The sequence below is a fragment of the Aneurinibacillus migulanus genome (assembly GCF_001274715.1).
Classification (GTDB): domain Bacteria; phylum Bacillota; class Bacilli; order Aneurinibacillales; family Aneurinibacillaceae; genus Aneurinibacillus; species Aneurinibacillus migulanus.
In genome coordinates, this window is record NZ_LGUG01000004.1 from 65,907 (window position 1) to 89,409 (window position 23,503).

A 23,503-nucleotide genomic window follows, 5' to 3' on the forward strand; every position below is an offset into this window, starting at 1 on the left:
CTCGACAATCCAGATACCTCCGTTCGCATGTATAGTACATATATAGTAGCGTAACGGGGCATCGTGTCCCCGCTACGTAAGACGAACAGCAGAAACATCACGCTCTTGGCGAATCGGTTGCATAAGCGATTCTCCTTTATGTCACGTATTCCATTCCCTTACATCTTCTCATGCTAGTCGCAATCTTCCAACAAAAATTTTCGTATATCGCGTATTCCAACAAATTTAGTACTTTTAATTGCGTGAATTGTCGGACGATTATTATGTTTTTTTTATTGCTTGTCCGCTATACTGAAATCACCAAAATTGAATGGGGAGGAATACGTGATGAATATGGATGCCAGACAGGAGGATTTTGCTTATTACAAGGAAGGGGTAATTACCTGGATTTATGTACATGAGTCAGAGCAGGAGAACGTAAAGGCTGGTTGGCAAGAACATTTCTGTTCTGTACAGGAAGTTCGCTGTTCGTATGGTGTTGCGATGGAACGACAACAGGAAGAACAGGAAAGAGTAGTATGGTGTACGGCTTTGACTACGGGGACATATGAACGGGCGGAAACGGGGTATTGGGACACTGGATAACATTAAAACAGATCTTCATTTTCCTTTTTCTTTGTGTAGCCTTTACCGTGCATATGCAATCGATGCTCCTCGTTAAGGCCAGCGGCCATTCTGCCTGGCTCTTTTTCCGTTCTTCGGCTTTCTTTCTTCCGTTGTCCTTCTTTATTCATTGATCCGATTTCATTACGTTCCGGCCAATTTGGTATAATGAAAGAAAAAAGGTCTGGAGACAGAGTATGGAACCCATTCTACAAGTACAAGGCTTGACGGGCGGATACCGGAAGAAGCGCCCGATTATCCATGATATTACCTTCACTGTTCATCCACATGAAATGGTTGGGTTAATCGGTCTGAATGGTGCAGGGAAGAGTACGACCATTAAGCATATCCTAGGCTTGCTTCAAGCATCCGATGGCTCGGTTCGTATCCATAACCAGACGCTTCAAGATATGCCGGAAGCGTATCGCGCATCTTATACATATGTACCGGAATCGCCGCTCGTTTATGAAGATTTAACACTGTGGGAGCATCTGGAGTTAACGGCAATGGCATATGGCCTGGAACGGAAGACGTTCGAGGAGAGAGTCGTTCCTCTGATGGAAGAATTCAATATGAAGGACAAGCGGGATTTGTTTCCTCAGCATATGTCTAAGGGAATGCGCCAGAAGATGATGATCATGAATGCATTCCTGGTGCAGCCGTCGCTGTATATTATCGATGAACCGTTCGTTGGCCTCGACCCAATAGGTATTCGTTCATTGCTGGAACTGATGGTGAAGGTGAAAAACACCGGTGCCGGAATTCTGATGAGCTCACACATTCTGTCAACGGTTGAAAGGTACTGCGATAAGTTCGTCGTTCTACATAATGGACGGATTCGCGCGGCAGGTACGATCACAGAAATTCAGCAACAGGCCGGGATGGAAGGCGAACCGTTGGATGATGTATTCTATGAGCTGACAAAGGATCAGAACGTATGATGGATGTTAGACAGCTATGGAACCAGAGGATGGGAGCGTTTTTGAAAGAGGCTGTCGGCTATTCCCGTTATATCGCCAACAGTGGAACGATTGTATTCCTCGTATTTGCGTTTATCAGCGCGGCGTATTACTATTCTGTGTTGCTTGAAAAGCTACCGCGTACGTATCCGGTAGAGTGGTTCATTGTGTTACTTTTTTCCCTGCTTTTAACGGGTGGAAAGATCCGTACGTTCTTGAAGGAGGCGGACCTTGTGTTTTTGCTTCCGCTAGAAGGAAGGATGGGGCCGTATTTTAGGGCATCCATCGTGTATACATTTGTATTTCACGCACTCTCTATATTTTTGCTGCTGCTTGCGGTATGGCCGCTGTATAATCATCGGATGGGAACGAATGCGGAGCCGTTCCTGCCGCTCCTGGCATACTTGCTGGTGATGAAGCTGGCGAATGTGGTAGGGAGATGGCAGGAGCAACGATTGCGGGAGCGAAGCGCCAGAGCAGCTCATGCGGGAGGTCGTTGGATTGCGAATGTAGCTGTACTCTCGGTTCTGTTCTCGCAAGGATTTGTTCTCGGCAATATGATTGTGACCCTTCTCTTTCTTGTGGTCGCCATTTTCTACTATCGGACGCTTTCACGCCAGTATATACATTGGGAGCACCTGGTACAGATAGAAAGGCGCATGATATCCAGATTTCGCTCGTTTGCGAACCAGTTCGTCGATGTGCCTCACATAGAGAATAAGGTGCGCCGCCGTGCCTGGATATCTGTGCTGGTGGACAAGGTTGCTTTTGTGCAGCGTAACACGTATACGTATTTGTATGGCAAGGTATTTGCCCGTTCAGATTTGTTTTCGATGTTTGTAAGACTGACCATTGTTGGGCTGATTGTTATCGGTCTTATCCGCGACGAATGGGGTAAAGCAGTAGCTTATTTCATTGTACTATCGCTAACCGGCACACAATTGTCTACGTTACGTCAGTACTATCGTTATGTATTCTGGACGCATATCTATCCTATTCCATCTACGGCAAGACAGGATGCAGTCATACGCGTTGTTTTCGTTGCGATGCTAGTGCAGTCTGTGATTTTGTATGTGGCGGTACTTGTTCCGTTTACCGTTGGCTGGCATCTGGTTGCAGCGCCAGTAATCGGCGTAGGCTTTTCCTATGTATACAGCTATCGACTGCTCCGTAGAAAGCTTCAGGAAAATTAAGAGAGGGTATGCTTCTGAGCGGATCAGAGCATACCTTTTTTAGTAGATAAGAAGCTATATAAATTACACTTGATATTTTGACAGGGTAGCGTGGTTGGAAGTAGGTGATTCAGAAAAAGAGCGCCCTGCGCTCCAGCAGAAGAAAGGCAAACGTATCTTTTTCTAACCGCTCCCGCCCACCGCCCCTCCTTCTTTTCTTACCTCTCACCACAAGAATTTGTCGATGTATCAAATCAGATGTATATATATGTCGCTGTAAAGCAAGAAAATGATATAAAGCGGCCGTTTGCTTCTTTGTAGAAAAAGGATAAGCGGCAACACCCGCGAGTTTTTCTTGTTCAGATTTTCGATAAGCTGGATGTTAAGTTCGATCCGCTTCTCCAGAAATAAATAACATTTCCTAAGTTTCCTCAAGGAAAAACACTTTCCTTCAACACAAAAAAATTTCCATACTCTACAATACTAGTCAGCGGCAAAAAGGTTTCTCTAGACCCACACGAATCTGTTTGATAGCATACTTAATACAGGAACATGTGGGGGTTTATTAGAATGGAAGAGCAACAATACGTTAATATAAAGATGGGAGAGCGCGGTGCTTGGCTCAGCATTATCGCGTATCTTATACTTTCCGTTTTGAAGCTTGTTATCGGATATTTTACCGGATCAAAAGCATTGATGGCAGACGGTTTGAATAACACCACCGATATTATGGCTTCGATTGCAGTGCTTATCGGTCTGCGATTTTCCCGTAAGCCGCCGGATGAAGATCATCCGTATGGTCACTGGCGTGCGGAAACGATCGCTTCATTAATTGCTTCGTTTATTATGATGGCGGTAGGTTTGCAGGTGCTCTATAATGCCGGGCAATCGATTGTTGATTTCCGTGCGGAAACGCCGGATATGCTGGCGGCGTGGACGGCGCTGGGATGTGCGTTCGTCATGTATGGAGTGTATCGATTTAACCGGGATTTGGCACATAAGGTTAACAGCCAGGCCGTTATGGCAGCGGCTAAAGATAACTTATCGGATGCCTGGGTTAGCATCGGTGCGGCGGTCGGGGTTTTCGGCGCACAGCTTGGTTTGCCCTGGCTGGATCCGTTGGCGGCAGTTGTGGTAGGATTTATGATTTGTCGTACAGCATGGGAAATCTTTCGTGAGGCTTCACACAACTTAACGGATGGTTTCGATGAGCAGGAGCTGGAAAAGCTGCGTGGAACGATCGAAGAAATCCCTGGAGTTAAGTCATTAAATGATATTAAAGCGCGTGCACATGGCAATATGGTGCTCGTCGATGTCGTTATTCATGTCGATCCCCGCCTAAATGTAATAGAAAGTCACCGGATTACGGAAGAGATTGAAGAGAAGATGAGAGAAGAACATGGTATTATGAACGTTCATGTTCATGTAGAACCGTGGAAGAAATAGCGGATTGGGAAACAAACCTGTGATACGTCCTGATTCGTACGGAATGTTTCCCTGCATCGCTTTACGCTCTGTGCTCCTGTTCGATCTCCTGTAGTCTTTTCTTTACATATTCCACAAACGTGTGATTTTGCTGAAGTTCAAAAATCATCAACGATTTGTGAAAGAAGTCAAGTGCCTGCTCCATGTGGCGTAAACATAGCAGATTTTCTGCTTTCTGGTAATGGAGTTCCCCGAATAAATATAAGTACTCGTGCTGCAGGCACAGCATGAGCCCCTTATCGCAATATTGAAGCGACAGCTTGTAGTCTTCGAGTTGGGTCAGAACTTTGGCGTAATTATAGAACAACCGTAGGTAAATGGTGTAATCTTGTACGAATGTTATGCCGTTCATATGACGGATCGCCCTCGAAAAAATCTCCAATGCTTCTTTATAACGACCCTCTTCACTATAAATAATCCCGATACTATTTAGGATTTCGATTTCCTTTTCCGTATAGTTCTCCATGCTGACGGCTAAATCTAGTGCTTCATATAGAAATTCCATGCTCTTTCTAAGGTTATGTTCGAGATAGTATGCGCAAATGCCTTCATGCCAGGAAAGAAATTGGCGGTTTTCCCGATTACGGAAAATCGGATTGTTACGTTCCGCTTTAATAAGCAATGAAACTTCTTCATAATTACGTTCCCGGATCAGCTTGCGAATTTGGTAGAAAAACTCCTGTACATACGTAAACTGTGGATTCTCCATTCGATCGAAAAAGTAATCGAGTGTAATGCCTAAACGCTTGGCAATGTAATAGAGGATTTCAGCTGAGGGAATGACCTCACCCTTTTCAATTTTGCTGATGAGCGCCTGGGTACAAATTCCTTTTGCAAGTTCCGTCTGCGAGATGTTTAAATACTTTCGGATTTCCCGAACGACTTCTCCGATTCGTTGAATACTCATGCAGCCTCTCCTATATAATTATTTTTATATGTATTCACGCATTTGTGAGGAAAAGTAACAAAAACGGATATATTCCCTGAAAATGCCCTTTTATCCTAAATTCGCAAAAAAATGTTATATATTATGATGGTACTAACATATATTTCATATTTTAAAGTTTAAAGGAGGGTATAAGAATGAAAAGCAAAATTCTTTCTCTAGTCGTTACGGCCCTTATATTAATAAGTTTTAACGGAATTGCAGGCGCCAAAGAAGTGGAAAAAGAACCGGTAAAAAGTACCCAGGATTCAATAAGCACCATCCTTCGCCTTCCATACCAACATTAATCATTTCTGGCTGAAGGGAGAGATAAAAAGAAATGAGAAGAAAGTATTCATTGGAGTTTAAACGGGAAGTTGTCAAAGATGCACTTGTAGAAAAAAGCCTCAGTCTGGTAGCCAGAAAATACAGACTTAACAGCAAAATGATTTATCGTTGGATACATGAATACAAGCAGGGAAAATACAGTTCATACAAGTAAAGCATCGGCGGCACTGAGAATGACATGCAGTGTCGCCGGTGTTTTTTTATCGTATAAGAAAGTATATGTCGCTGTAAAGTGAGAAAGCGATATATACTTTTTTTCGGTCGTATGGTGGATGCTCATTTTGAAAATTTCTTTGTCCTTTATATATTATACCGTAACCTATTCGGTCGGTGAGGAAATCGGATGGAGAGGATATCTTCTTTCGAAGCTCATGGGCCTTGGCTGGAGAAATTTTTATTTTCCTTTGCTAACTGCCGCAGTTGTATTAGGGGGAATCGTAAATCGAAGGGAGAATATAATCCAGTGAAAAAGCATGTTCAGGTTTTCGGCAAAATCATTCTCACGATCGGTATGTGCTTTCTTTTTGCAGTCATATATATAGATCTGATTTGATACATCGACAAATTCTTGTAGTGAAAGGGAAGAAAAGAAGGAGGGGCGGTGGGCGGGAGCGATTGGAAAAAGAAACGCTGGCCTTTCTTCTGCTGGAGCGCAGGGCGCATCCAACCTCTTCTTTTTCCGAATCGCCTATTTCCAACCACGCTACCCTGTCAAAATATTAAGTGTAATTTATATAGCAAGTTGCTCGTTTCTTTTTCAAATCGGCTTCTCTCCAAGATACCCAAATTTGGCTGGCGATGAAGATCGAGGAGTATGCTCCGAAAATCAGGCCGATAATGAGTGCCAATGTAAAGTGGCGAATACTTTCTCCACCGAAAATGTAGAGCGCTACCGCACAAATAACGACCGTCAATACCGTATTGATGGAACGGGCCAGTGTCTGATCGATACTGTGATTCACGACATCTTCTACATCCTGGACCGTCTTTAGTTTAGCGTGCTTCAGATTGTCGCGAATCCGGTCAAAAATAATGATGTTATCATGAATGGAATAGCCGACAATCGTCAAAATGGCTGCAATGAAGGTGAGCTCCACTTCAATCTGGAAAATACTGAACAGCGTAATCACCAGAAATACATTATGCAAAAGCGCAAGCACGGACGACACGGCAAACCGGAATTCAAAGCGTATCGTAATGTATAGTACGATACCAACAGAAGCAAGCAATACCGAATAAAGTGCCGAACGAGCCAGCTCCTGGCTGATAATCGGATTGACCGTACTCTCTTGCAAGGATACGCCTTTGCCGTATTTATTCTCCATTGCTTTCGTTAGCTTGACGAATTCATCTTTATGAATCGGCTCGGCAAACTGGATGACCGCCATGTCCTTCTTGTCGCCCGCGGTCGTGATGCTTCCCGAGTGCAAGCCGATTTGTTCCACAGCCTGCTTCACGTCCGCTTCTTTGAACGTTTGGCCGATTTGCACCTGCACCCTTGTCCCACTCTTAAAGTCAACGCCAAGATTNCAGCGCTGATGAAATATTTTTTTCTATGCTTTACAAAGTCGAATCTATACCCATCAAACTTATAATTCACGGATATCACGCTCCTTTACCCCATAATAGCCGGGCTTGTTGAACAGATTGGAGCGTACGGCCAGATTCATTAAGAAACGAGAGCCCGCCACCGCTGTAACCATGCTCACAATAATGCTCAGGATAAGAATGACCGCAAACCCGCGTATCGCACTCGAACCGAAATAGAACAGCACAAGGGAAGCGATGATGCTCGTTACGTTCGCATCCAGAATCGTGCTTAAAGAACGCTTGGAACCGGCCCGCAATGCGGAAAGGTACGATTTACCGCTTCGCAGCTCTTCTTTAATCCGTTCATACATAATAATGTTGGCATCAACTGCCATCCCGATCCCAAGTATAAAGGCGGCAATGCCCGGTAACGTAAGGGTAGCGCCCATGAGATTCTGCATGAGAAGCAGCAGATAAATATAGGCTACCAATGTGATGCAGGCAATGACGCCCGGCATACGATAATACACAATCATAAACAACAGAACGATAATCGTACCGATAATGCCAGCCTCTACCCCATTTTGCAGGGCTTCTTGTCCGAGTTTTGCCCCAACGCTTGTCGAGAATACTTCTTTCATCTTAACCGGAAGCGCGCCGGCATTGAGAATTGCGGCTAGTTCTTTCGCTTCTTCGATTGAATCTTGCCCATCTATTTGGGCTTTGCCATCCACAATAATATCTCTAATAGTTGGTGCTGTAAGTAGCTCTTCATCAAGAAAAATAGCTATACGTTGACCAACATATTTTTTTGTTACATTTGCAAATTTCTTAGGATCTTTAAAATGAAGTACGATGATTGGACGCTGCATCTGGTCAAAGACCCCGTTTGCCCCCTTCTCCGCTAAATCATTACCGTTCATTACAATGTTCCCCTTACTATCACGGAAGGTAAGGTTAGCAGGTTTACCGATGACATCGCGTGCCTTTTTCTGATCTGTAACACCAGCCAAACGTACGCGAATACGATTTTCTCCCTCAACTTGAATATCAGGCTCTGCTATTCCAAGGGCATTTACTCGGTTATTCAGTGCTTTTGCTGCATCACTTAATGTTCGTTTTGTTACTTGCTGCTTTTCGCTTAATGGGGATATCTCATATAGAATTTCAAATCCCCCTCGCAAATCTAACCCAAGGGTTGTATGCTTAGCTATTTTTGTACCTGTAGCAACAGCAAAAAATAGTATTATAAAAATAGTTAAAAAGAGAGCTCCTGCATTCCTCCAATTCACCACGCCACTTTCCTCCTACTGTTCTATCCCTTCACGCTCCCTTCGTGAAAATGACTGATATACTTGAAGACATTAATGCTGAAACGGTAAGCCTCCATCTTTAAATGCTGTTCTATTACTACGGGAAGGGAGTGCAGTGGTGTTTTTTGTAACGTTTGGCTGCTCCATAGTAATAGACTGAATATTTGTAGGGACAATGGGAACCTCATGTAAGGTTAAAGTAAGAGCCATGATTGATATAATACGGGTTAACCGTTCCTTCATTTTTTCCCTCGCTTCTATTCATAACGAATCTGTAGTAATCCTACTACAATACAAAAATACATGTATTGTTAATTTAGGATGATTAATACAACATATAGCCTTATTATAGTGTACAGGCGACGCCTTTCGCGTGAAATTATGAGAATACTCATATTTTGAGGTGATTAGTATGGAGTTCTCCAAAATAGGAGCACTTATTAGAGACATACGAAAGTCATTAAAAATAACACAAGCAGAGATTGCAAGTGGAATTTGCACTCAGGGATTAATTAGCAGAATTGAAAAAGGAGAACTCATCCCTTCAGCCGATATTTTATATAAGATTGCAAAAAAACTAGGACTGGATGTGAATTATTTCTTTCATCATGCAGAAACTCCAAGTCTTACGTATATAGAGGAAGTTATGTATCAAGTGCGCAGGTTTATTCGAGAGCGGAACTATCATGAAGTAGAAGAAATCATAAAGATAGAGATGAAGAACCCACTATTTCAAATGCCCACCTTTAAGCAATTCTTACTTTGGCACAAAGGAATCTGTACATACTACATACAAGCAGATGTAGAAAAAGCTATGAGTCTTATACAAGAAGCGCTTAATTTAAGTGAAACGGGCAATAACGCTTATTCAGAACGTGAGATTGAAATTTTGAATAGCATAGCTATTTTACATAGCGAAGCAGGTCAGCATAAAGAGGCGATTGAAACTTTAGAAAAAGCAATGGCGCATCTAAAAAATGTATCCTATAAAAAGGATGTACATATAGAAATTAGATTGCTGTATAGCTTGGCCAAGTTTCTATCGTTTGAAGAGGCTTATGCTGATTCGATTCAGCATTGTGAAAGAGGAAGTAAGCTATGCCTTCAATACGAATCTTTCTATTTGTATGGGGAATTAACATTTCAACACGGCTACAATTTAATGAAGCTAGGTCAAAAGAAAGAAGCAATTGTATATTTTTATAAAGCCCGAAGCATTTTTCAACTACAGAACAATTCAGATTTTGTTTCTTACATAGATGAGGAAATGAGCTACTTGAAATAATTATGCTTATGGAACTTTTATCAGGAAATATTAGGATGGATAAGACAAGCAAGTAGTATTCACTCCAAACGTTTACTTTTGCCTACTAAGATGAAATCCCCTTGCTAACAAGGGGATTTCCGAGATAAAAGCTATCTACCTCGATGTTTTTGCTTTGCCCTCTGTATTTTTAGAGCGCGTTTTCTTTCTTTCATCTCTTCACGTTGTTGACGAGACAGAGATTTTCTTGCTTTTTTACGACCTTCTAATTCCAGTCGTAATGCTTCTTGTGCCTGCGTAGAAATACCCCGGTTCTGTACTTCCTTTGCAGCCAGTCGGGCCATTCGCTTCGGATTGATGCGCCGCTCCTGCCTTTCTTCAACTTCCGCGGCCGCCGACACTCTATCTAACAGCGGAATCATCATATGACGTACAAAGTTTAAAATCTCAGCGTCCTTTGGTTCTTTGCCAAAAATATAGCGGCAAGCCTTCATTTTACTGCTTTCTTCAAATTCAGTAACACCAATCCAGAATTGACCATCAAAATAAACTGTTAAACGCACGAAGCATCCCCCTCCATAAAAATAATGAAGTGATGGACATCCCGAGGGGGGAAGGTTACTGACATTAGTTGATATGCTAATGCGACCGGACTACCAACCGACCTGTGTTTTTACACTTCATATTTTATTATAAGAAATTAATTCCAAAATTGCATAGAGAATAATCTGTTTGCAAAAGAGAAATTATTGGATAGGAATAAAGATATTTATCTGGATTATTGTATTTTATGTATATAATGGGATTTAGGAAGTAAAAGGGAGGAAGTGTATGAGCACTAACAAGAAAAAAGCTCTTATTTCAGCAATTATTGTCAGTATTTTAAGTGTCTTATGGAGCTATATTATTCCAGAGCAGACGACAAGGTTGATAGTTAGTATCTCTGTTAGTGTCAGTGTAGTACTACTGGTTTATTACTTGATGAGAAATAAGAACAGTGAAAAAACAAAGTAATGAGCCCAATAGATAGTAACAGAATTCTATCGAATCACCCAACGCTATGCATATAAACAGAACCCCGCTTCGCCTTAGCGGAGTTTTTCATCTTAAATACATGATATTCACCGAGTCTGTTGATTATCCATAAGGTGGAAGAAAGAAGGTGCACGCATGACGTGTTTCCCCGCCTTTTCCCACACCGAAATCATACCGTTGTGGTGACTGTATAATCAGCACTCTTGATGTAACATATGAATAGACAGGAGATCTCGAATTAACGAGAGATTTTTTACGAACATAGTAGACCCCTCCTCATGCTTTTGAAGCTTACAAAATTGTAAGATGAGTGTAAGTTTTTTCGATGGTCTCTTTCCTCTAGATTCCTTATACTTTTACATAAGGAAAACGAAGATATACGCGATTTTATCCCGCGTTTAACTAGCAATCAGTGGAGGAGGAAAAACCACCACTGATTGAAGTTTCACTTTGTGGGAAGCCTGGTAAGCATTATTTATCATAAGAGGAAAACGGCGTTATGGTTGACATGAATATAATAAAATTAGCTCAAAAAGGTCATCGTCTATCGAAGTTGCAGCTTTTAAAGGAAATTGAGGGCTTGGTCTATCGCACTGCCCATTATGTACTAAAAAATAAAGATGATGCACTGTTGGCAGCCCAACAAGCGTTAATCGAGATTTATAAAACGATTCATTTTTACAAAGAAACAGAGAATTTCACGATGTGGATACAACGAAAAGTAACAACCAGCTGTATGGAAATACGTAAGCCTATAAAATCAACATAGAGAGCCTCTATTCGACATATATCTTTTCAATCTGCTTTTTGGATAAAAATATTATCAGGCGTAGAAATTGGCGAATGCGCTATACAAAAAGTCATAGCAAAAAAATGCAAAACAACAATCCATTAGTTAACTTTAACTGTAACATCTCCTATGCTTTGTCCATCGATGCTCCCTTCCAATTTCCAAACACCATTTGACGGAATTGTCATTGTAGTTACCACTTTTGCAGCTGTAGTTCCAAGAGGAAAGCGTTCTTCTTCCTCACTTAAGGGCTCTATAATTCCGGTAGCTATATTTTGCTTTTCAAACGTTTCACTTTCAATAGTTGTAAATTTGATTTGTTTTCCCAATGCATTCTGTTTCTCTTCATTTGCAGATTGGTTCCATTCTACAATTTCATCTTGATGTAATAACTGTTTGTCTACATTTTTGTTACCGAACCATATATAAAAAGTATAGGTTTGTGCCTTTCCAGCTATAAAATCAGCATCAAAAACTGTAAAGTCGCCGACTTCTCCACGCATTGGATACTCTTTATCTGCCATTACAATTGTATCTGTCGGATCTTCTCTAATGACTTCTCCGTTATAGGCTCTTATCGTTCCCAGATTTTGCTGCTCTGAACATCCTACAAGCATGAAAAGGAACAAAATCACTCCTATGTACCTCATCTTATCTCTCCTTATTTTTGATTTCTAAATAATTCCATATTAATTATTGAAATCCTCCTCAAATTTCCAAATCTAAGTACAAAGACGTAATATTTTTAACCAAATATTACCTTTACACAGCGATCGTTTTATTATAGTTTGTTAATTGTACGATGTTGGAATAATTCGGAAGGGGAAGATTGAATGACTACATCTACCGATAAAGCGAAGAAGACACTGACAGCAGATGCATATGAATGCGAAGCGACTTACGACGTAGTGGTATATGGCGGCGATCCGGAAGCAGTTGCAGCAGCTGCAGCAGCAGCTCGTCGCGGTAGTAAGGTAGCGCTAGTAAATCCTGACCCGGAACTGGGTAAGCTCATTACACGCGGCTGGCTTACCTATCTGGATATACCCCCGGTAGCAGGAGAGGTTAAGAAGCCCGAGAAGTTTGATACTGCTGCCCAAGGGATTTTTCAAGAATGGTGGAAGGATGCGAGTGATGGAACGTTCTACCGTTCGTTAAGCGTGGAGAAAGCACGGGCGGCGTTTGATAAACTAGCTTCGCACCCTAATATTACCCGCTATGACAATGCCAGATTGATTGAGGTTATAAAATCTGGAAGTACAATTATAAGTATTGGTATCGCTCTATTGTGTACAATGAATGTCAAAATCCACGCGAAGCAGTTTGTGGATGGTTCGGCAGATGCCGACTTTGCCGTAAAAGCGGGCGCTGAATATACAATCGGACAGGGTGACATTGGAGCACCTGAGCGGTGGCAACCACCTTCTTTAGAATTTAAAGTAGGGAATGTAGATTGGGAGACATGGCGTACTGTTTCCGGGAATGCCGGGGTAGCTGATCCGACAATCGGGGATAGCAGCCATTATGGCGGCTTCCGCAACAAGATAGAGCACGAGTTTAGTCTTAATACAGATTTGGAACATGAACCGAATACGTTCGTGCGCAACCCTAACATGTGTAAGCCTGCAGGGCAAGAGTGGGTATTCATTAATGCGCTGCTTATCTGGGGCGTAAATCCGCTGGATCAATGCTCTTATGATGAAGGCTATGCCCGTGGAAAGCGTGAAGCGCAGAACTTTATTAACTGGGCGAAGGAAATTGATCCGTCTACCGGCAAAGCGAATTTGCCGGGATTTGAAAATGCGTATGTTCCAGACGATTGGGCGCCAGAGCTCTACGTGCGGGAAACACGTCATATTAAAACGGATTACATGCTTACAGGCGAGGATGCGCTTATGAGTAACTGGTACAGTGACGCAATTGCGCAGGGAAGCTACGGCCTGGACGTTCAGGCGCATGATCGCAATGAAGCGCTTTCTTCTGCATATACGGAAGTAAAAGGTTTTGATCATTCTCACTACGGCAGACCGTGGGACTATGGCAACGATAACCCGGCATCTTACAGTATCCCCATGTCTACCATCCTTCCAGTAGGGCTGGATAATTTGACAGTAGCAGGGCGTTCATCTGGCTATACCACGATTGCTATGTCCTCTGTCCGTGTAATTCCGACAGGCATGAGCGTAGCTGAGGCAGCGGGCGCTTTGGCTACCTTTGCGATAGAGCAGAAAATGAACCCGCGACAGGTACACAGGGATACAGCTATGCGTGAGGCATATCTTAAAGACTTGGTACAGTTCAACCAACCGTATTACCATGTCATATATGGAAACCCGCATAATATTACTGGATGGACGGACATACCGAGCTACTCATCCAAGGTCCCGCATGGCGTAGATAGCGAATGGTGGTTCGATTGCTGGTTGAATGCATATAACTCAGGTGTAGTGTTCCCTTATTATGGAAATACGGAAAATCCGCGTGACCCTAACTGGTTTGGACATACGCCTGGGGACTATATAACGTCTGCGGAAGTCACCTATATGGTAAAAGAGTCAATTTATCGATATGCTCGTGATGAGTGGAGGCGTTCGGAGGTGCAGAGCCGTCTGGAGAAACTATCCACTGATACAACTGATAAAGTGGGACGTAATGGCGCAACAAGGGCTATGCTGATGCCGATAATGACTACACCTCCGCCGGACGGTGAAGCATGGGGGAAAGCTGAACAGATGTGCTTGCTATCTCCTGAAGCATTAGCGAATATGCCAGAGGAACGTCTGCTTATCAAAGCAGAAGCTGCGCACCTTATCGGCTGGTATATTAAGATGCTGAAGGCGGGCTGCATAGCATTCGAATAACCGTGTAAAACAGCTGGTTTTTTAGTATGCCCAATGTTTTTCCGAAAAAGGAAGATAAAACAATGAAAACGTTGATTTCAATGGGGATAGGCTTGGTTATTCTACTGGCTATTTTCGCTATTACACAGGATTATACGGCAACTATGAAATATGCATCGTATGCAGGGGGAGCATTTATTATTATTGCGGCAATTACTACAGGCATTTTAGGAAGTGGAGATAGAATTCGTGCGAACTATTCAGATGACACGGATTGGAAAATGCGCATGAATGTCAGTTGGTATTGCTTCTTAATCGGGATTATAAATCTTACAGGTAGCTTTATGACTTGGTATTTCTTCCTTAAGCCTCCATTTTAAACTAAAAGCAGCAGGCTATAAACAAGGCCAAGGAAGCTGGGATGATCTAGAAGCTCGTCAGTTTATAGTAGAAAAAGAGATGAAAAAGACAGAATCCGTCTTTCTCATCTCTTTTCGGATACATCGGTTTTCCTTTAGCGACATGCTATTTTACAGTTATTTTATAGTTTCGCATCCACATATCCACCTGCACCAGGTATGCGAAAAATTGCGGAACATTCATCAATTGACCGAACCAGGGCATATGAACGGATGTTAAGTCCAGATTGGCGAATTCTCTTACGGCTTTCACATTGATGAACGGAAGAATGGGTGAGGACTCATCGTTCAGAACAGCCAGGGCCCTATCTCGTACGGTTGCCAGATAAGAAGGATTGTGTGTTTTCGGATAAGGGCTTTTGCGACGCATTAGTACATCGTTCGGCAGTACGCCATGGAGTGCCTGACGCAGAATACCTTTCTCCCTCTCGCCATGCGTTTTCATGGCCCATGGCACATTCCACATATATTCCACTAGACGATGATCACAGAATGGTACGCGCACCTCAAGACCTACCGCCATGCTCATACGGTCTTTTCGATCCAGTAACGTTGGCATCCACCGTGTTAGGTTTAGATAGAACATCTCACGAATGCGTGCCGCATGACCTTCTTCTCCCGGTAGGCGGGGCACTTCATCGAGTGCTTCTTCATACCGACCCTTCACATAGGCTTCGAGATTTACTTCCGCATGCAGTGCAGAAGAGAAGAACTTCATCTTTTCCTTTAGATTGCGTGCCCATGGAAAAATGGTAGCAGAGAGTGCTTCTTCTCTGTGGAACCACGGATATCCCCCGAACACTTCGTCCGCACATTCGCCTGATAACGCGACTGTCGCTTTCTTCTTAATCTCTCCACAAAACAAATACAGAGAACCATCGATATCCGTCATGCCTGGCAAATCGCGCGCATGCAGTGCGGCAGGCAAAGATTCGATCAGGTGGGGTGTATCGAAATAAATATTGTGATGAATGGAACCGATATGCTCCGAGACGCGTTTGGCCCAGGGAGCGTCAGCGTTCGGTTGAAACTCATTCGGCTTAAAATATACGTCATTGTCTACGTAGTCGATGGAGAAGGTATGCAGGGGCCCCATACCGCGTTCACGAAACGCCTGCGCCGCAAATGCGGAAATAGCACTGGAGTCAAGCCCACCGGATAGAAGGGTGCAGACAGGTACATCCGCCACAAGCTGACGCGTAATACTATCGCTAAGCAGGTGACGGATAGTGGCAATTGTCGTCTCCAAATTATCAGCATGAGTATGGCTTTCCAGCGACCAATAACGTTTTGTTTTCATTCCGTGGCGTGTATGCAATAAATACGAGGCAGGCAGTAACTCGAACACATTATTGAATATGCCGTGCCCCGGGGTGCGAGCGGGACCTAGGCCGAAGATTTCACACAGCCCTTCCTTACTGATCTCCGGTTTCACTGCCGGATGGGCAAGTAGCGCTTTGATTTCTGAACCGAAAATAAAGCTTGAGCCTTGTTGTGTGTAAAACAAAGGTTTGACGCCAAGACGGTCACGGGCGAGAAATACGCTCTCGGCTTTGTGTGACCAAATTGCAAAAGCGTAAATGCCATTGAGTTTCTCTAAACATTCATCTCCCCATTCGATATAGGAAACAAGCAGAACTTCCGTATCAGATGTAGTGAAGAAGCGATATCCGCGCTCCAATAACTCGTTACGTAAATCATCCGTATTGTATAGCTCACCGTTATATACCATCGTGTATGTCTCGTTGTCGTACGTCCGGCTCATCGGCTGTGCGCCGCCTTCAGGATCGACCACTGCAAGGCGACGGTGGGCGAAACCGGCGTGCGGCGATGTCCAGATTCCTTCGCTGTCAGGACCACGGGGAACGAGCGACTCGGCCATGCCTTCAAGTATGGCGCTTTGCCCGCTGAGGTCGGCCTGCCAGTCTATCCACCCTGCGATTCCGCACATAATCATCCCTCCACTTCTCAATCATAACCCAGTAATACACTATGCCTGGCATGGGCGAATGGGTGCCTGGCCCGAAAAAAACAGCCGGATTAACTAAAAGAAAAACGGTAAACAATAGAGGGAGAGAATGCAAGTCCAGCAAGGAGGCGATGTAATGGAAAACCAGGGTAAGAAGCGTATTGGCGAAGAGCCTGCAGATACCGCCATGCCGCATCAAATCGATGCACCAGAAAGGGCGGAGGCGAACAATGAACTGAAGAAGCCGTTTACAAATCAATATGGAGTTGTTATTGGTGACAGTTTTTACGATTCTGCGAATTCTCCGCTGAACAACTGGAGTAAAGACGTGGATCCGGTTATCATGGCAGGGGATCAATGGGTGCATCCGACAAACGATATCGGTTGGAACACGCCGGAGAATCAGGCGTTGCTTGAGGAAGGGTATATTCCGCAGAGCGGACAATTTATGCATCCGACCAAGGATGTTAGCTATCGCAACGATTAAAAAAATCAAAATGCGGCGGGGCTGTATGCTTCGCCGCATTTTGATTTTACTGGGAAAAGCAAGCCAAAGCGGCAGTGCAGAAGCGAAAGAAAATGTGTTATTATGAGAACTAGACATTATTTATGCCGGTAAATCGGCAGTATGGAGCAAGGAAGGGAACACATGCTATGAGCAATGAATTTCGTGTATGCGATGAATGCAAAATGATTAACATAAAAACGCTGGTACCCCGGCTAAAAGAAATCGATGCGACGGCCCATATGGAACTCGGCTGCCAGTCTTACTGTGGCATTGGCTTCAAGAAGCACTTTGCAGTAGTGAATGGTCGCTATCTTACCGCGCTGACAGAAGATCAATTAGTTGAGAAGGTAAAGAAGCATCTTACAAGGTAAACGGGGACGAAGAGGAGGACGCTGTATGTTTGATGCCGCTCTCGATCAATTAGATACAGGGATCTTAATTATTGATACGGACTTTGTGATTACGTTTATGAATGAGGCCTGCGAACGTATTCTTGATGTACGCCGCGAAGATGCGCTTGGACGAAATATCGACGAATTCTTCAACCATCCGTCCCAGCATATAAGGAATTTGCAGCAGACACTGGAAGAAGAGCGGGAGATTACGCTCGATGTCTTATCGTACAAAAGAGGAAAGCACGACAAATTTCTGCGCCAGCAAACGCGTTTGTTGCGAGAGGGCGGGGCGATTGTCGGCGCTATGACGGAATTAAAAGATATTACTGGTTATGTTAAAAAGGAACGGGAATTGCAGGCCATTATTCGTAACATGACAGTAAATATCGTTCCTGTTGCAGATAAAATCGGAGCGTTGCCGTTGCAGCCCATTATAGATGAGAGTCACAAGCATATCCTGTTGGAACGTACGCTTACTCTCTGTATGTCGCTGCGTCTGGAGAAACTAGCCATAGATTTGACAGCCATCCCATCGATGGATGATGAGGTTGCCCATAGTTTAATGCGGCTAATCGAAGCTCTTCGGCTAATTGGTATCGAGGTAATTATTACCGGCATCCGTCCCGAGGTGGCAATGACGCTTGTGACTTCAGGTTATCATCTCGATGAGTGTCCCTCGTTTGCGCACCTTAGCCAAGCTTTAGCTTATTTCACAGCTGTATGATAGGTAGACAAAAAGGAGCATACAGCCCCTCACTCGGGAGGTTGTATGCTCCTTGTTTCTGCTTAATTACATGATGCCCTTTTCTTTCTCTTCTGCCTCCCTCCAGAAACGGTTTGCCCAGCGGAACAGCCCTATGCCCAAAGCAAGATATGCAAAGGCCATATTGAAGTAAAACAAAGCCCACCATAGGAAGGTAGAGTCCGCTTTTGGAGAGCTTAACGGAATCATCTCTGGCAGTAGAGCCCACATCACGACAACGAACGGCACTTGCAGAATCGCTAGTGCTTTCTGGCCAAAGCGCCAGAATAAAAGTGGTGCCACACTTGCGAATACAAGGTTGATAATCAGTAAGTCCATATTTGTTTCCTCCTTTTCCTGTTCTTACAGAAGAAAACGCTTCCAACCTGCTGATAATAAAGTGCGACAGTTACAGTGTGTGGTATGAGAATAAATTATTAATTATATCATACAACAAGTAATGAAAAATTGAAATTATTTTGAACAAAAATATGAAAAATGGATTATTATGCCATGAACAGTAAGTTGTATTCAGAAAAAGAATTGATAAAGAAAGCGGGCACGTTTGTCCTGTATGCAAGGTGATACGTACCCGCTTAAAAAAGCGTTCTTAATTATAGTCTATGACAGTTCTGTTTCCAAAGAAGCCAGACTTTCCAACGAACCGGTCACGAGCAGGCGATCGCCAAGCTGAAGACGCGTATTCCCGTGTGGGATAATCGAGTCGTTATTACGATAAATTCGCAGAATAAGCACATCTCCTAGAAAAGGCAACTGTCCCAATTGTACTTCATGGTAAGATCGGTTACCCATTACAAGGGTTTGCACGGCATCCTCAGCCCGTGCGATTAAATCGATAGCGTTTGGTGCCTCAATTTGCGCCTTCAGTAGCGTGCTGGTCGAGAATAAGGTGGAGAAGAGAATAAATCCGTTCTCGCGTACTTCATGGTGTCGTTCCGGGTTCTCCATCCGGACGATGATTTGTTTTTCGCCCCAGGATTTAGCATGAAGGGCAAGTTGCATATTAATGTTGTCGTCGCCTGAAGCGAATACGAGAATATCACGTTCAAAAAACTTTTGCGCTTCCATGGTTTGCGCAGCGAAGTCATCAACGAATTTAATCGCTTGAAATTTATTGTAGAACACATCGTTGTTTTGAATGACATCCTTGTTTTCCTTAATCTGCTGCTTTTGTGTATACAACTCTACATCGAAGCCTGCTTTTTGTACCTCCAGTGCCACTGGCATTGTAATTACATTCAATCCTACCATCCCTACCGAGGTTGCTGGAGACGAGTCCTTTACAGGAACGAGCCGGTTGAAGGCGACAGGCGATATGAAACAGGAGAGAATGGCAACCAGGATGAGCCCATCATGCAGTGATTGGTCAATCATATCCTTTTGCAGCGCCAGCGCGGCCGCAGCGATAACAAGGCTGAGTGTAGAAGTCAGCAGCATCCCTGAGCCGAGCGTTTCCTTCCAGTTGAACCACCTGCGCAGGATGAGCAGTGGAATCACTTTGGAGACGTATAGCGATATCAGAAGCAATGGGATGAAAATGTATACTTTAGGATCTTGAATTAATGCCCATAAATCAAGTTTTACGCCAACCATTACGAAGAAAATCGGGATTAAAAATCCATACCCGAATGCATCCAGTTGATGCACGAACTCTTTGCGGGGCGCCAGCATGGACACAATGACACCAGCCAGGAATGCGCCGATAATGTTTTCAGCACCCATGTTTTCCGCGAGAGCGACGAACAGGATAATTAGCAGGAAAACACCGCGTGTGCCGAGTTGTACTGTACCTGTGGACAGTTTTTCAAGAATAGGTGCCTGTCGGAAACGCCGAAGAATCCTGTATAGCACGAAAGCAACAGCAAATAACACGAGCAATAGCAGCGATTGAGCGGAATTATCTGATTGCAGCGAGACGAAAACCGCCAGTAGAATCATCGTTACGAAATCGGAAATAACCGCGATAAGCAGAATGGTCTGTCCTAGCGGTGTTTCCATAATTCTCCGCTCTTTTAAAACGGGTACAACGACGCCGAGAGAAATCGTGGAGATAATCAGCGTCATGAAAAACGTCTGCTCGATAATATCGAGCCCTTTCAGTCCGAGCGAGACGAGGAAAGAGGCTCCGAAAACGAGAAGAAATGCGATCGAAGCGATAACGAACGGATTTGTTTTCTCTTTCCTCTTTTGCGAGAAGGCATCAAAATCAATCTCCAGTCCACTTAAAAACATTAAGAAGATAAGGCCAAGCAGGGAAAGGATCGCAAGCCAACTGTCCTCCTGCACAATGTTCATTCCGCTCTTACCGAGAATCATTCCAGCAAGAATTTCTGCTACGACGACAGGAATCATCGTCCAGCGTAGACGCTGCAGCAGAATGGGAACAAGAAATGCGACTGAGATAACGATTAATAAAGAAATCGGGGAATGTGCTGTTTCGCCCATCCGCTCACTCCTTTCAAAATTGTATTCGTGTGTTGTGTAATAAAGCTATGTAATATGATAAAGACCAACACCCGGAAAGAATGTGTTGGTCTCTTTACTCCGTATTATGTGTAGGAATGGAGCGAGCCTTGCATATGTGTATATGACGAAATAAAGACATGGACATTATTAGGGCCTATTGCCGAGCAGGCTGCTCCATCGGTTCGTTCGCGATAGCCGCCAGTAGCAGGTGCATTGCCTGATGCTTACGTTCTTTTTCGTCTTCCAACCTATTCAAATTCTCCATTAATGTATCCAGTTTGTTGTTCATTTTATATCTCTCCTTTGTTTTGTGGTAGCGTATTGTTGTTAAAAAGTTATTTCCACGGAAAAAGGGAGATTGAAACCACCTTATTTTACCACAAGCACATCGCATTCGGCATGCTGGGTAATTGCCTGGCTGACCCCGCCCAGCATAAGACGCGCATAATTAGATAGGCCACGTGAGCCGAGAATAATCAGATCGACATCCAGCTCCTCTGCGGTATCAAGAATTAGGCTTTTTGGATCTTCTGCCCGTACTACTTTGCTAAAGGAGACACCGTGGTTTAAGAATAAATCAGCGATTTCCGTCGCTTTTTCTTCCCAATATGCTTCCATTTCTTCTTCGGTAATTGGTTTGGCACCGAGAATATGGGAAGGCGATTTCGGGTAGGCCGTAACTACGGTAACGGCAGTTTTGAATTGGTCAGCGATTTCAGCCGCTTTTTCGGCTGCACGCTTTGCATGCTCTGAGCCGTCATAGGCAAGCAAGATATGGTGGTACATGTTCATTCCTCCAGTATGTGTCATATTTGTTCATTGTATAGCTTGAGAGTGAGATGCGTCAAAAGTGGTGCTGGTGAAAGGGAAAGATGTCCTTAATGCAGAATACATCTTGATGAATCTTTTATATAGTAGGCTTCGTATATACCGGTACCGATATATTTTTAGGAAGGATGAAGCGCGATGCTGAATAAGTTTCTTGCCAGTTTTGGAATTGGAGCGGCCAAGGTTGATGCCCGCCTGTCCCAGTCGAGAGTATATCCCGGTGGAGAGCTGCAAGGGGAGGTACATATCGAAGGAGGAAACGCTGAGCAATCGATTTCTCAGATTTATATGTATTTATATACGGAATACTATAAAGAAACGAACGACTCCAAGACGAAGCATAAAGAAATATTGGCCTCCTATCGTGTTGCGGATTCTTTGCTGATTAAACCGGGCGAGAAGAAGGTCTTGCCATTTCAATTACGTGTACCATACCATTCCCCGATATCATTTGGACGGCAGAAAGTGTACTTGAGCACAGGCCTGGATATTGAGATGGCGGTAGATCCGAAGGATACGGACATTGTAACAGTGCTGCCAGATCCGCTTGTGGATCAATTGCTTGCCGAGGTAGAAAGCATGGGCTTTCGTCATTCACATGAGAGTGGGACTTGTGAGCATAAAAAGCACATTCACCGGATGGTTCCTTTTGTACAAGAGTTCGAATTTAAGCCAACCGGGCAATTCCGCAGTGAATTGGATGAAATCGAGCTTATTTTCGATGTGCACCCGGAAGGGGTGGATGTGCTGATGCAGGTGGATAAACGGGCCGCAAGCCTGCGCGGTATCTTTGAAGAGATGCTTGATTTAGATGAGCATTATGTACGATTCAGTATCGATCGGCAGAATGGTGTAGTCCCGGGCGAGCTGGAGATGCGGATACGTCAGGCGCTAACTCGAAGATAGATATACGGTCAGAGACGAAAAGCAGGTGAGAATATGGCATCATGGAAAATCGACGGAAAGTGGCTGGAGTACGAGGCAGGAGCGGCAGATGCCGGGCTGCCGCTGGAAGTGATATTGAAAGAGAGACTAAGCGTGTCAGGGCGTATGCTTCAGCGACTCACAAGAAAGAAGGGTCTGTTTTTAAACAGAAAGCAACCATTCCTAAAGAAAAAGATACAGCCGGGAGATCGGATTCGCTTGCTTATCGCGGATGCGCCTGAGACGACTTTGACTCCGGTGGAGATGGATATCTCTGTACTGTATGAAGATGATACGGTATTGGTAGTGAATAAGCCGTCCGGCCTTGCTGTGCACCCGGTAAAAGAGGGGCAGCACCATACGCTGGCACATGGTATCGCCTATTACTGGAAGCAGAGAGGGAAGCCGCGCGCTGTCCGGCCCGTTCATCGATTGGATAAAGATACGAGCGGTGCGGTGCTTATCGCTTGTAATTCATTTGTTCATCAACTGTTGGATAAACAATTACGTGAACATTCGATTCGACGTACTTATCTTGCAGTAATTAGCGGACATCCGGGAGCGGAAGGGGAGACGAACACGATTTCCGAGCCGATTGCCCGCGATCCTCATCATCCGACCAGACGCCGTGTACATGAAAGTGGACATGAAGCGGTGACTCGTTACCGGGTAATGGAATGCTTTCCCGCTTTGCCGGGAATTCTGGATGAAGGCGCTTCTCTCGTAGAGGTGGAACTGGAAACAGGGCGCACGCATCAGATACGGGTTCATTTCAGTCATCTGGGCTTTCCGCTTGTGGGTGATACCTTATATGGGGGAGTGAGAGCGGAAGGAATGCAGCGCCAGGCGTTGCATGCGGCCCGGCTTGAGTTTGGTCACCCGGTAACGGGGGAAAGACATGAATGCACGGCACCTGTGCCGGAAGATATGGAGCGCTTGCTAGAGCGGCTCCGCCAAACGTAAGTAG

31 protein-coding genes are annotated in these 23,503 nt (G+C 44.2%); 19 read left to right on the top strand and 12 right to left on the bottom strand.

Going from position 1 to position 23,503, the window contains the following annotated elements; genetic code table 11:
- The first annotated feature begins 327 nt into the window (after positions 1-327).
- Positions 328-585, top strand: coding sequence for a hypothetical protein (locus AF333_RS01995; protein ID WP_043066492.1), 258 nt, complete (start codon positions 328-330; stop codon positions 583-585).
- 2 nt (positions 586-587) lie between these two features.
- On the opposite strand, the gene AF333_RS33365 is transcribed toward AF333_RS01995, so the two are convergent.
- Positions 588-734 (bottom strand): hypothetical protein, encoded by a 147-nt coding sequence (locus tag AF333_RS33365; protein WP_158502451.1) that lies wholly within the window; start codon positions 732-734, stop codon positions 588-590.
- Between the two features lie 66 nt (positions 735-800).
- Here AF333_RS33365 and AF333_RS02000 point away from each other — a divergent pair, with 66 nt between their 5' ends.
- Both AF333_RS02000 and AF333_RS02005 read left to right on the top strand, forming a co-directional pair.
- Positions 801-1,544: an ABC transporter ATP-binding protein gene (locus AF333_RS02000; protein ID WP_043066493.1), complete on the top strand. Its 744-nt coding sequence runs from the start codon at positions 801-803 to the stop codon at positions 1,542-1,544.
- Positions 1,541-2,755: an ABC transporter permease gene (locus tag AF333_RS02005; RefSeq protein ID WP_043066494.1), complete on the top strand. Its 1,215-nt coding sequence runs from the start codon at positions 1,541-1,543 to the stop codon at positions 2,753-2,755. Before AF333_RS02000 ends, AF333_RS02005 begins: the two co-directional genes overlap by 4 nt.
- 109 nt (positions 2,756-2,864) lie before the next feature.
- On the opposite strand, the gene AF333_RS36625 is transcribed toward AF333_RS02005, so the two are convergent.
- Positions 2,865-2,987 (bottom strand): hypothetical protein, encoded by a 123-nt coding sequence (locus AF333_RS36625; protein WP_268753598.1) that lies wholly within the window; start codon positions 2,985-2,987, stop codon positions 2,865-2,867.
- Positions 2,988-3,304: 317 nt separating this feature from the next.
- Between AF333_RS36625 and AF333_RS02010 the strand changes: the two genes are divergently transcribed.
- The gene (locus tag AF333_RS02010; protein WP_043066495.1) at positions 3,305-4,180 is read left to right on the top strand and encodes a cation diffusion facilitator family transporter; all 876 of its coding nucleotides are present in this window, start codon (positions 3,305-3,307) and stop codon (positions 4,178-4,180) included.
- Positions 4,181-4,241: 61 nt separating this feature from the next.
- On the opposite strand, the gene AF333_RS02015 is transcribed toward AF333_RS02010, so the two are convergent.
- Positions 4,242-5,126, bottom strand: coding sequence for a helix-turn-helix domain-containing protein (locus AF333_RS02015; protein ID WP_043066496.1), 885 nt, complete (start codon positions 5,124-5,126; stop codon positions 4,242-4,244).
- Positions 5,127-5,302: 176 nt separating this feature from the next.
- Between AF333_RS02015 and AF333_RS33370 the strand changes: the two genes are divergently transcribed.
- The 4 genes from AF333_RS33370 to AF333_RS34505 all read left to right on the top strand — a co-directional run bounded on the left by AF333_RS33370 (position 5,303) and on the right by AF333_RS34505 (position 6,215).
- A complete protein-coding gene (locus tag AF333_RS33370; RefSeq protein ID WP_158502453.1) occupies positions 5,303-5,452 on the top strand; it encodes a hypothetical protein in 150 nt (49 codons plus the stop codon).
- Positions 5,453-5,484: 32 nt separating this feature from the next.
- Positions 5,485-5,646 (top strand): transposase, encoded by a 162-nt coding sequence (locus AF333_RS31435; RefSeq protein WP_021623324.1) that lies wholly within the window; start codon positions 5,485-5,487, stop codon positions 5,644-5,646.
- A 118-nt stretch (positions 5,647-5,764) separates the two neighbouring features.
- Positions 5,765-5,959: a CPBP family glutamic-type intramembrane protease gene (locus tag AF333_RS37290; RefSeq protein WP_080787765.1), complete on the top strand. Its 195-nt coding sequence runs from the start codon at positions 5,765-5,767 to the stop codon at positions 5,957-5,959.
- 82 nt (positions 5,960-6,041) lie between these two features.
- Positions 6,042-6,215, top strand: a complete 174-nt coding sequence (locus AF333_RS34505; RefSeq protein ID WP_235495959.1) for a hypothetical protein — start codon at positions 6,042-6,044, stop codon at positions 6,213-6,215.
- Here AF333_RS34505 and secF read toward each other — a convergent pair.
- Both secF and secD read right to left on the bottom strand, forming a co-directional pair.
- Positions 6,212-7,021 (bottom strand): protein translocase subunit SecF (gene secF / locus AF333_RS02025; protein WP_235495968.1); only part of this gene is annotated, 810 nt, incomplete at its 5' end. The two genes, AF333_RS34505 and secF, sit on opposite strands and share 4 nt — an antisense overlap.
- 60 nt (positions 7,022-7,081) lie before the next feature.
- The gene (secD, locus tag AF333_RS02030) at positions 7,082-8,317 is read right to left on the bottom strand and encodes a protein translocase subunit SecD (protein ID WP_052812121.1); all 1,236 of its coding nucleotides are present in this window, start codon (positions 8,315-8,317) and stop codon (positions 7,082-7,084) included.
- Between the two features lie 430 nt (positions 8,318-8,747).
- Here secD and AF333_RS02035 point away from each other — a divergent pair, with 430 nt between their 5' ends.
- Positions 8,748-9,620 (top strand): helix-turn-helix domain-containing protein, encoded by an 873-nt coding sequence (locus AF333_RS02035; RefSeq protein ID WP_043066498.1) that lies wholly within the window; start codon positions 8,748-8,750, stop codon positions 9,618-9,620.
- 131 nt (positions 9,621-9,751) lie between these two features.
- Here the strand turns inward: AF333_RS02035 and AF333_RS02040 are convergent, their stop codons facing one another.
- The gene (locus AF333_RS02040) at positions 9,752-10,162 is read right to left on the bottom strand and encodes a YjdF family protein (RefSeq protein ID WP_043066499.1); all 411 of its coding nucleotides are present in this window, start codon (positions 10,160-10,162) and stop codon (positions 9,752-9,754) included.
- A 268-nt stretch (positions 10,163-10,430) separates the two neighbouring features.
- On the opposite strand from AF333_RS02040, the gene AF333_RS02045 reads away from it, so the two are divergent.
- The gene (locus tag AF333_RS02045) at positions 10,431-10,613 is read left to right on the top strand and encodes a hypothetical protein (RefSeq protein ID WP_043066500.1); all 183 of its coding nucleotides are present in this window, start codon (positions 10,431-10,433) and stop codon (positions 10,611-10,613) included.
- A gap of 520 nt (positions 10,614-11,133) precedes the next feature.
- Positions 11,134-11,403 carry a hypothetical protein gene (locus AF333_RS02050; RefSeq protein ID WP_052812122.1) on the top strand — a complete coding sequence of 90 codons (270 nt, stop codon included), beginning with the start codon at positions 11,134-11,136 and terminating at the stop codon, positions 11,401-11,403.
- 122 nt (positions 11,404-11,525) lie between these two features.
- Here the strand turns inward: AF333_RS02050 and AF333_RS02055 are convergent, their stop codons facing one another.
- Complete coding sequence (locus AF333_RS02055; protein WP_043066501.1) at positions 11,526-12,074, bottom strand: hypothetical protein; 549 nt, start codon at positions 12,072-12,074, stop codon at positions 11,526-11,528.
- 183 nt (positions 12,075-12,257) lie between these two features.
- Here AF333_RS02055 and AF333_RS02060 point away from each other — a divergent pair, with 183 nt between their 5' ends.
- Together AF333_RS02060 and AF333_RS02065 are read left to right on the top strand one after the other, a co-directional pair.
- A complete protein-coding gene (locus AF333_RS02060; protein WP_043066502.1) occupies positions 12,258-14,285 on the top strand; it encodes an FAD-dependent oxidoreductase in 2,028 nt (675 codons plus the stop codon).
- A gap of 62 nt (positions 14,286-14,347) precedes the next feature.
- On the top strand, positions 14,348-14,644 hold the full coding sequence (locus AF333_RS02065) for a DUF5316 domain-containing protein (RefSeq protein ID WP_043066503.1): 297 nt from the start codon (positions 14,348-14,350) through the stop codon (positions 14,642-14,644).
- 145 nt (positions 14,645-14,789) lie between these two features.
- On the opposite strand, the gene asnB is transcribed toward AF333_RS02065, so the two are convergent.
- Positions 14,790-16,634 (bottom strand): asparagine synthase (glutamine-hydrolyzing), encoded by a 1,845-nt coding sequence (asnB, locus tag AF333_RS02070; RefSeq protein ID WP_043066504.1) that lies wholly within the window; start codon positions 16,632-16,634, stop codon positions 14,790-14,792.
- A 154-nt stretch (positions 16,635-16,788) separates the two neighbouring features.
- Between asnB and AF333_RS02075 the strand changes: the two genes are divergently transcribed.
- From AF333_RS02075 to AF333_RS02085, 4 genes are all read left to right on the top strand, one after another.
- Entirely contained in the window at positions 16,789-17,139 is a 351-nt protein-coding gene (locus AF333_RS02075; protein ID WP_043066505.1) for a DUF3905 domain-containing protein, read from the top strand.
- Positions 17,117-17,245: a hypothetical protein gene (locus AF333_RS36630; protein WP_268753599.1), complete on the top strand. Its 129-nt coding sequence runs from the start codon at positions 17,117-17,119 to the stop codon at positions 17,243-17,245. The genes AF333_RS02075 and AF333_RS36630 overlap by 23 nt, the downstream gene beginning before the upstream one ends.
- Positions 17,246-17,306: 61 nt before the next feature.
- Positions 17,307-17,531, top strand: a complete 225-nt coding sequence (locus tag AF333_RS02080) for a DUF1450 domain-containing protein (protein WP_043066506.1) — start codon at positions 17,307-17,309, stop codon at positions 17,529-17,531.
- Between the two features lie 25 nt (positions 17,532-17,556).
- On the top strand, positions 17,557-18,279 hold the full coding sequence (locus AF333_RS02085; protein ID WP_052520228.1) for an STAS domain-containing protein: 723 nt from the start codon (positions 17,557-17,559) through the stop codon (positions 18,277-18,279).
- A gap of 66 nt (positions 18,280-18,345) precedes the next feature.
- On the opposite strand, the gene AF333_RS02090 is transcribed toward AF333_RS02085, so the two are convergent.
- From AF333_RS02090 to AF333_RS02100, 4 genes are all read right to left on the bottom strand, one after another.
- Positions 18,346-18,636, bottom strand: coding sequence for a spore morphogenesis/germination protein YwcE (locus AF333_RS02090; RefSeq protein ID WP_043066507.1), 291 nt, complete (start codon positions 18,634-18,636; stop codon positions 18,346-18,348).
- A gap of 282 nt (positions 18,637-18,918) precedes the next feature.
- Positions 18,919-20,763, bottom strand: coding sequence for a cation:proton antiporter domain-containing protein (locus AF333_RS02095; RefSeq protein WP_043066508.1), 1,845 nt, complete (start codon positions 20,761-20,763; stop codon positions 18,919-18,921).
- A 175-nt stretch (positions 20,764-20,938) separates the two neighbouring features.
- Positions 20,939-21,073 (bottom strand): hypothetical protein, encoded by a 135-nt coding sequence (locus AF333_RS36635; protein ID WP_255322296.1) that lies wholly within the window; start codon positions 21,071-21,073, stop codon positions 20,939-20,941.
- An 80-nt stretch (positions 21,074-21,153) separates the two neighbouring features.
- Positions 21,154-21,570: a universal stress protein gene (locus AF333_RS02100; protein ID WP_043066509.1), complete on the bottom strand. Its 417-nt coding sequence runs from the start codon at positions 21,568-21,570 to the stop codon at positions 21,154-21,156.
- 180 nt (positions 21,571-21,750) lie between these two features.
- Here AF333_RS02100 and AF333_RS02105 point away from each other — a divergent pair, with 180 nt between their 5' ends.
- Together AF333_RS02105 and AF333_RS02110 are read left to right on the top strand one after the other, a co-directional pair.
- Positions 21,751-22,518, top strand: a complete 768-nt coding sequence (locus tag AF333_RS02105; protein WP_043066510.1) for a sporulation protein — start codon at positions 21,751-21,753, stop codon at positions 22,516-22,518.
- A 33-nt stretch (positions 22,519-22,551) separates the two neighbouring features.
- The gene (locus tag AF333_RS02110; protein ID WP_043066511.1) at positions 22,552-23,499 is read left to right on the top strand and encodes an RluA family pseudouridine synthase; all 948 of its coding nucleotides are present in this window, start codon (positions 22,552-22,554) and stop codon (positions 23,497-23,499) included.
- Positions 23,500-23,503 lie beyond the last annotated feature (4 nt).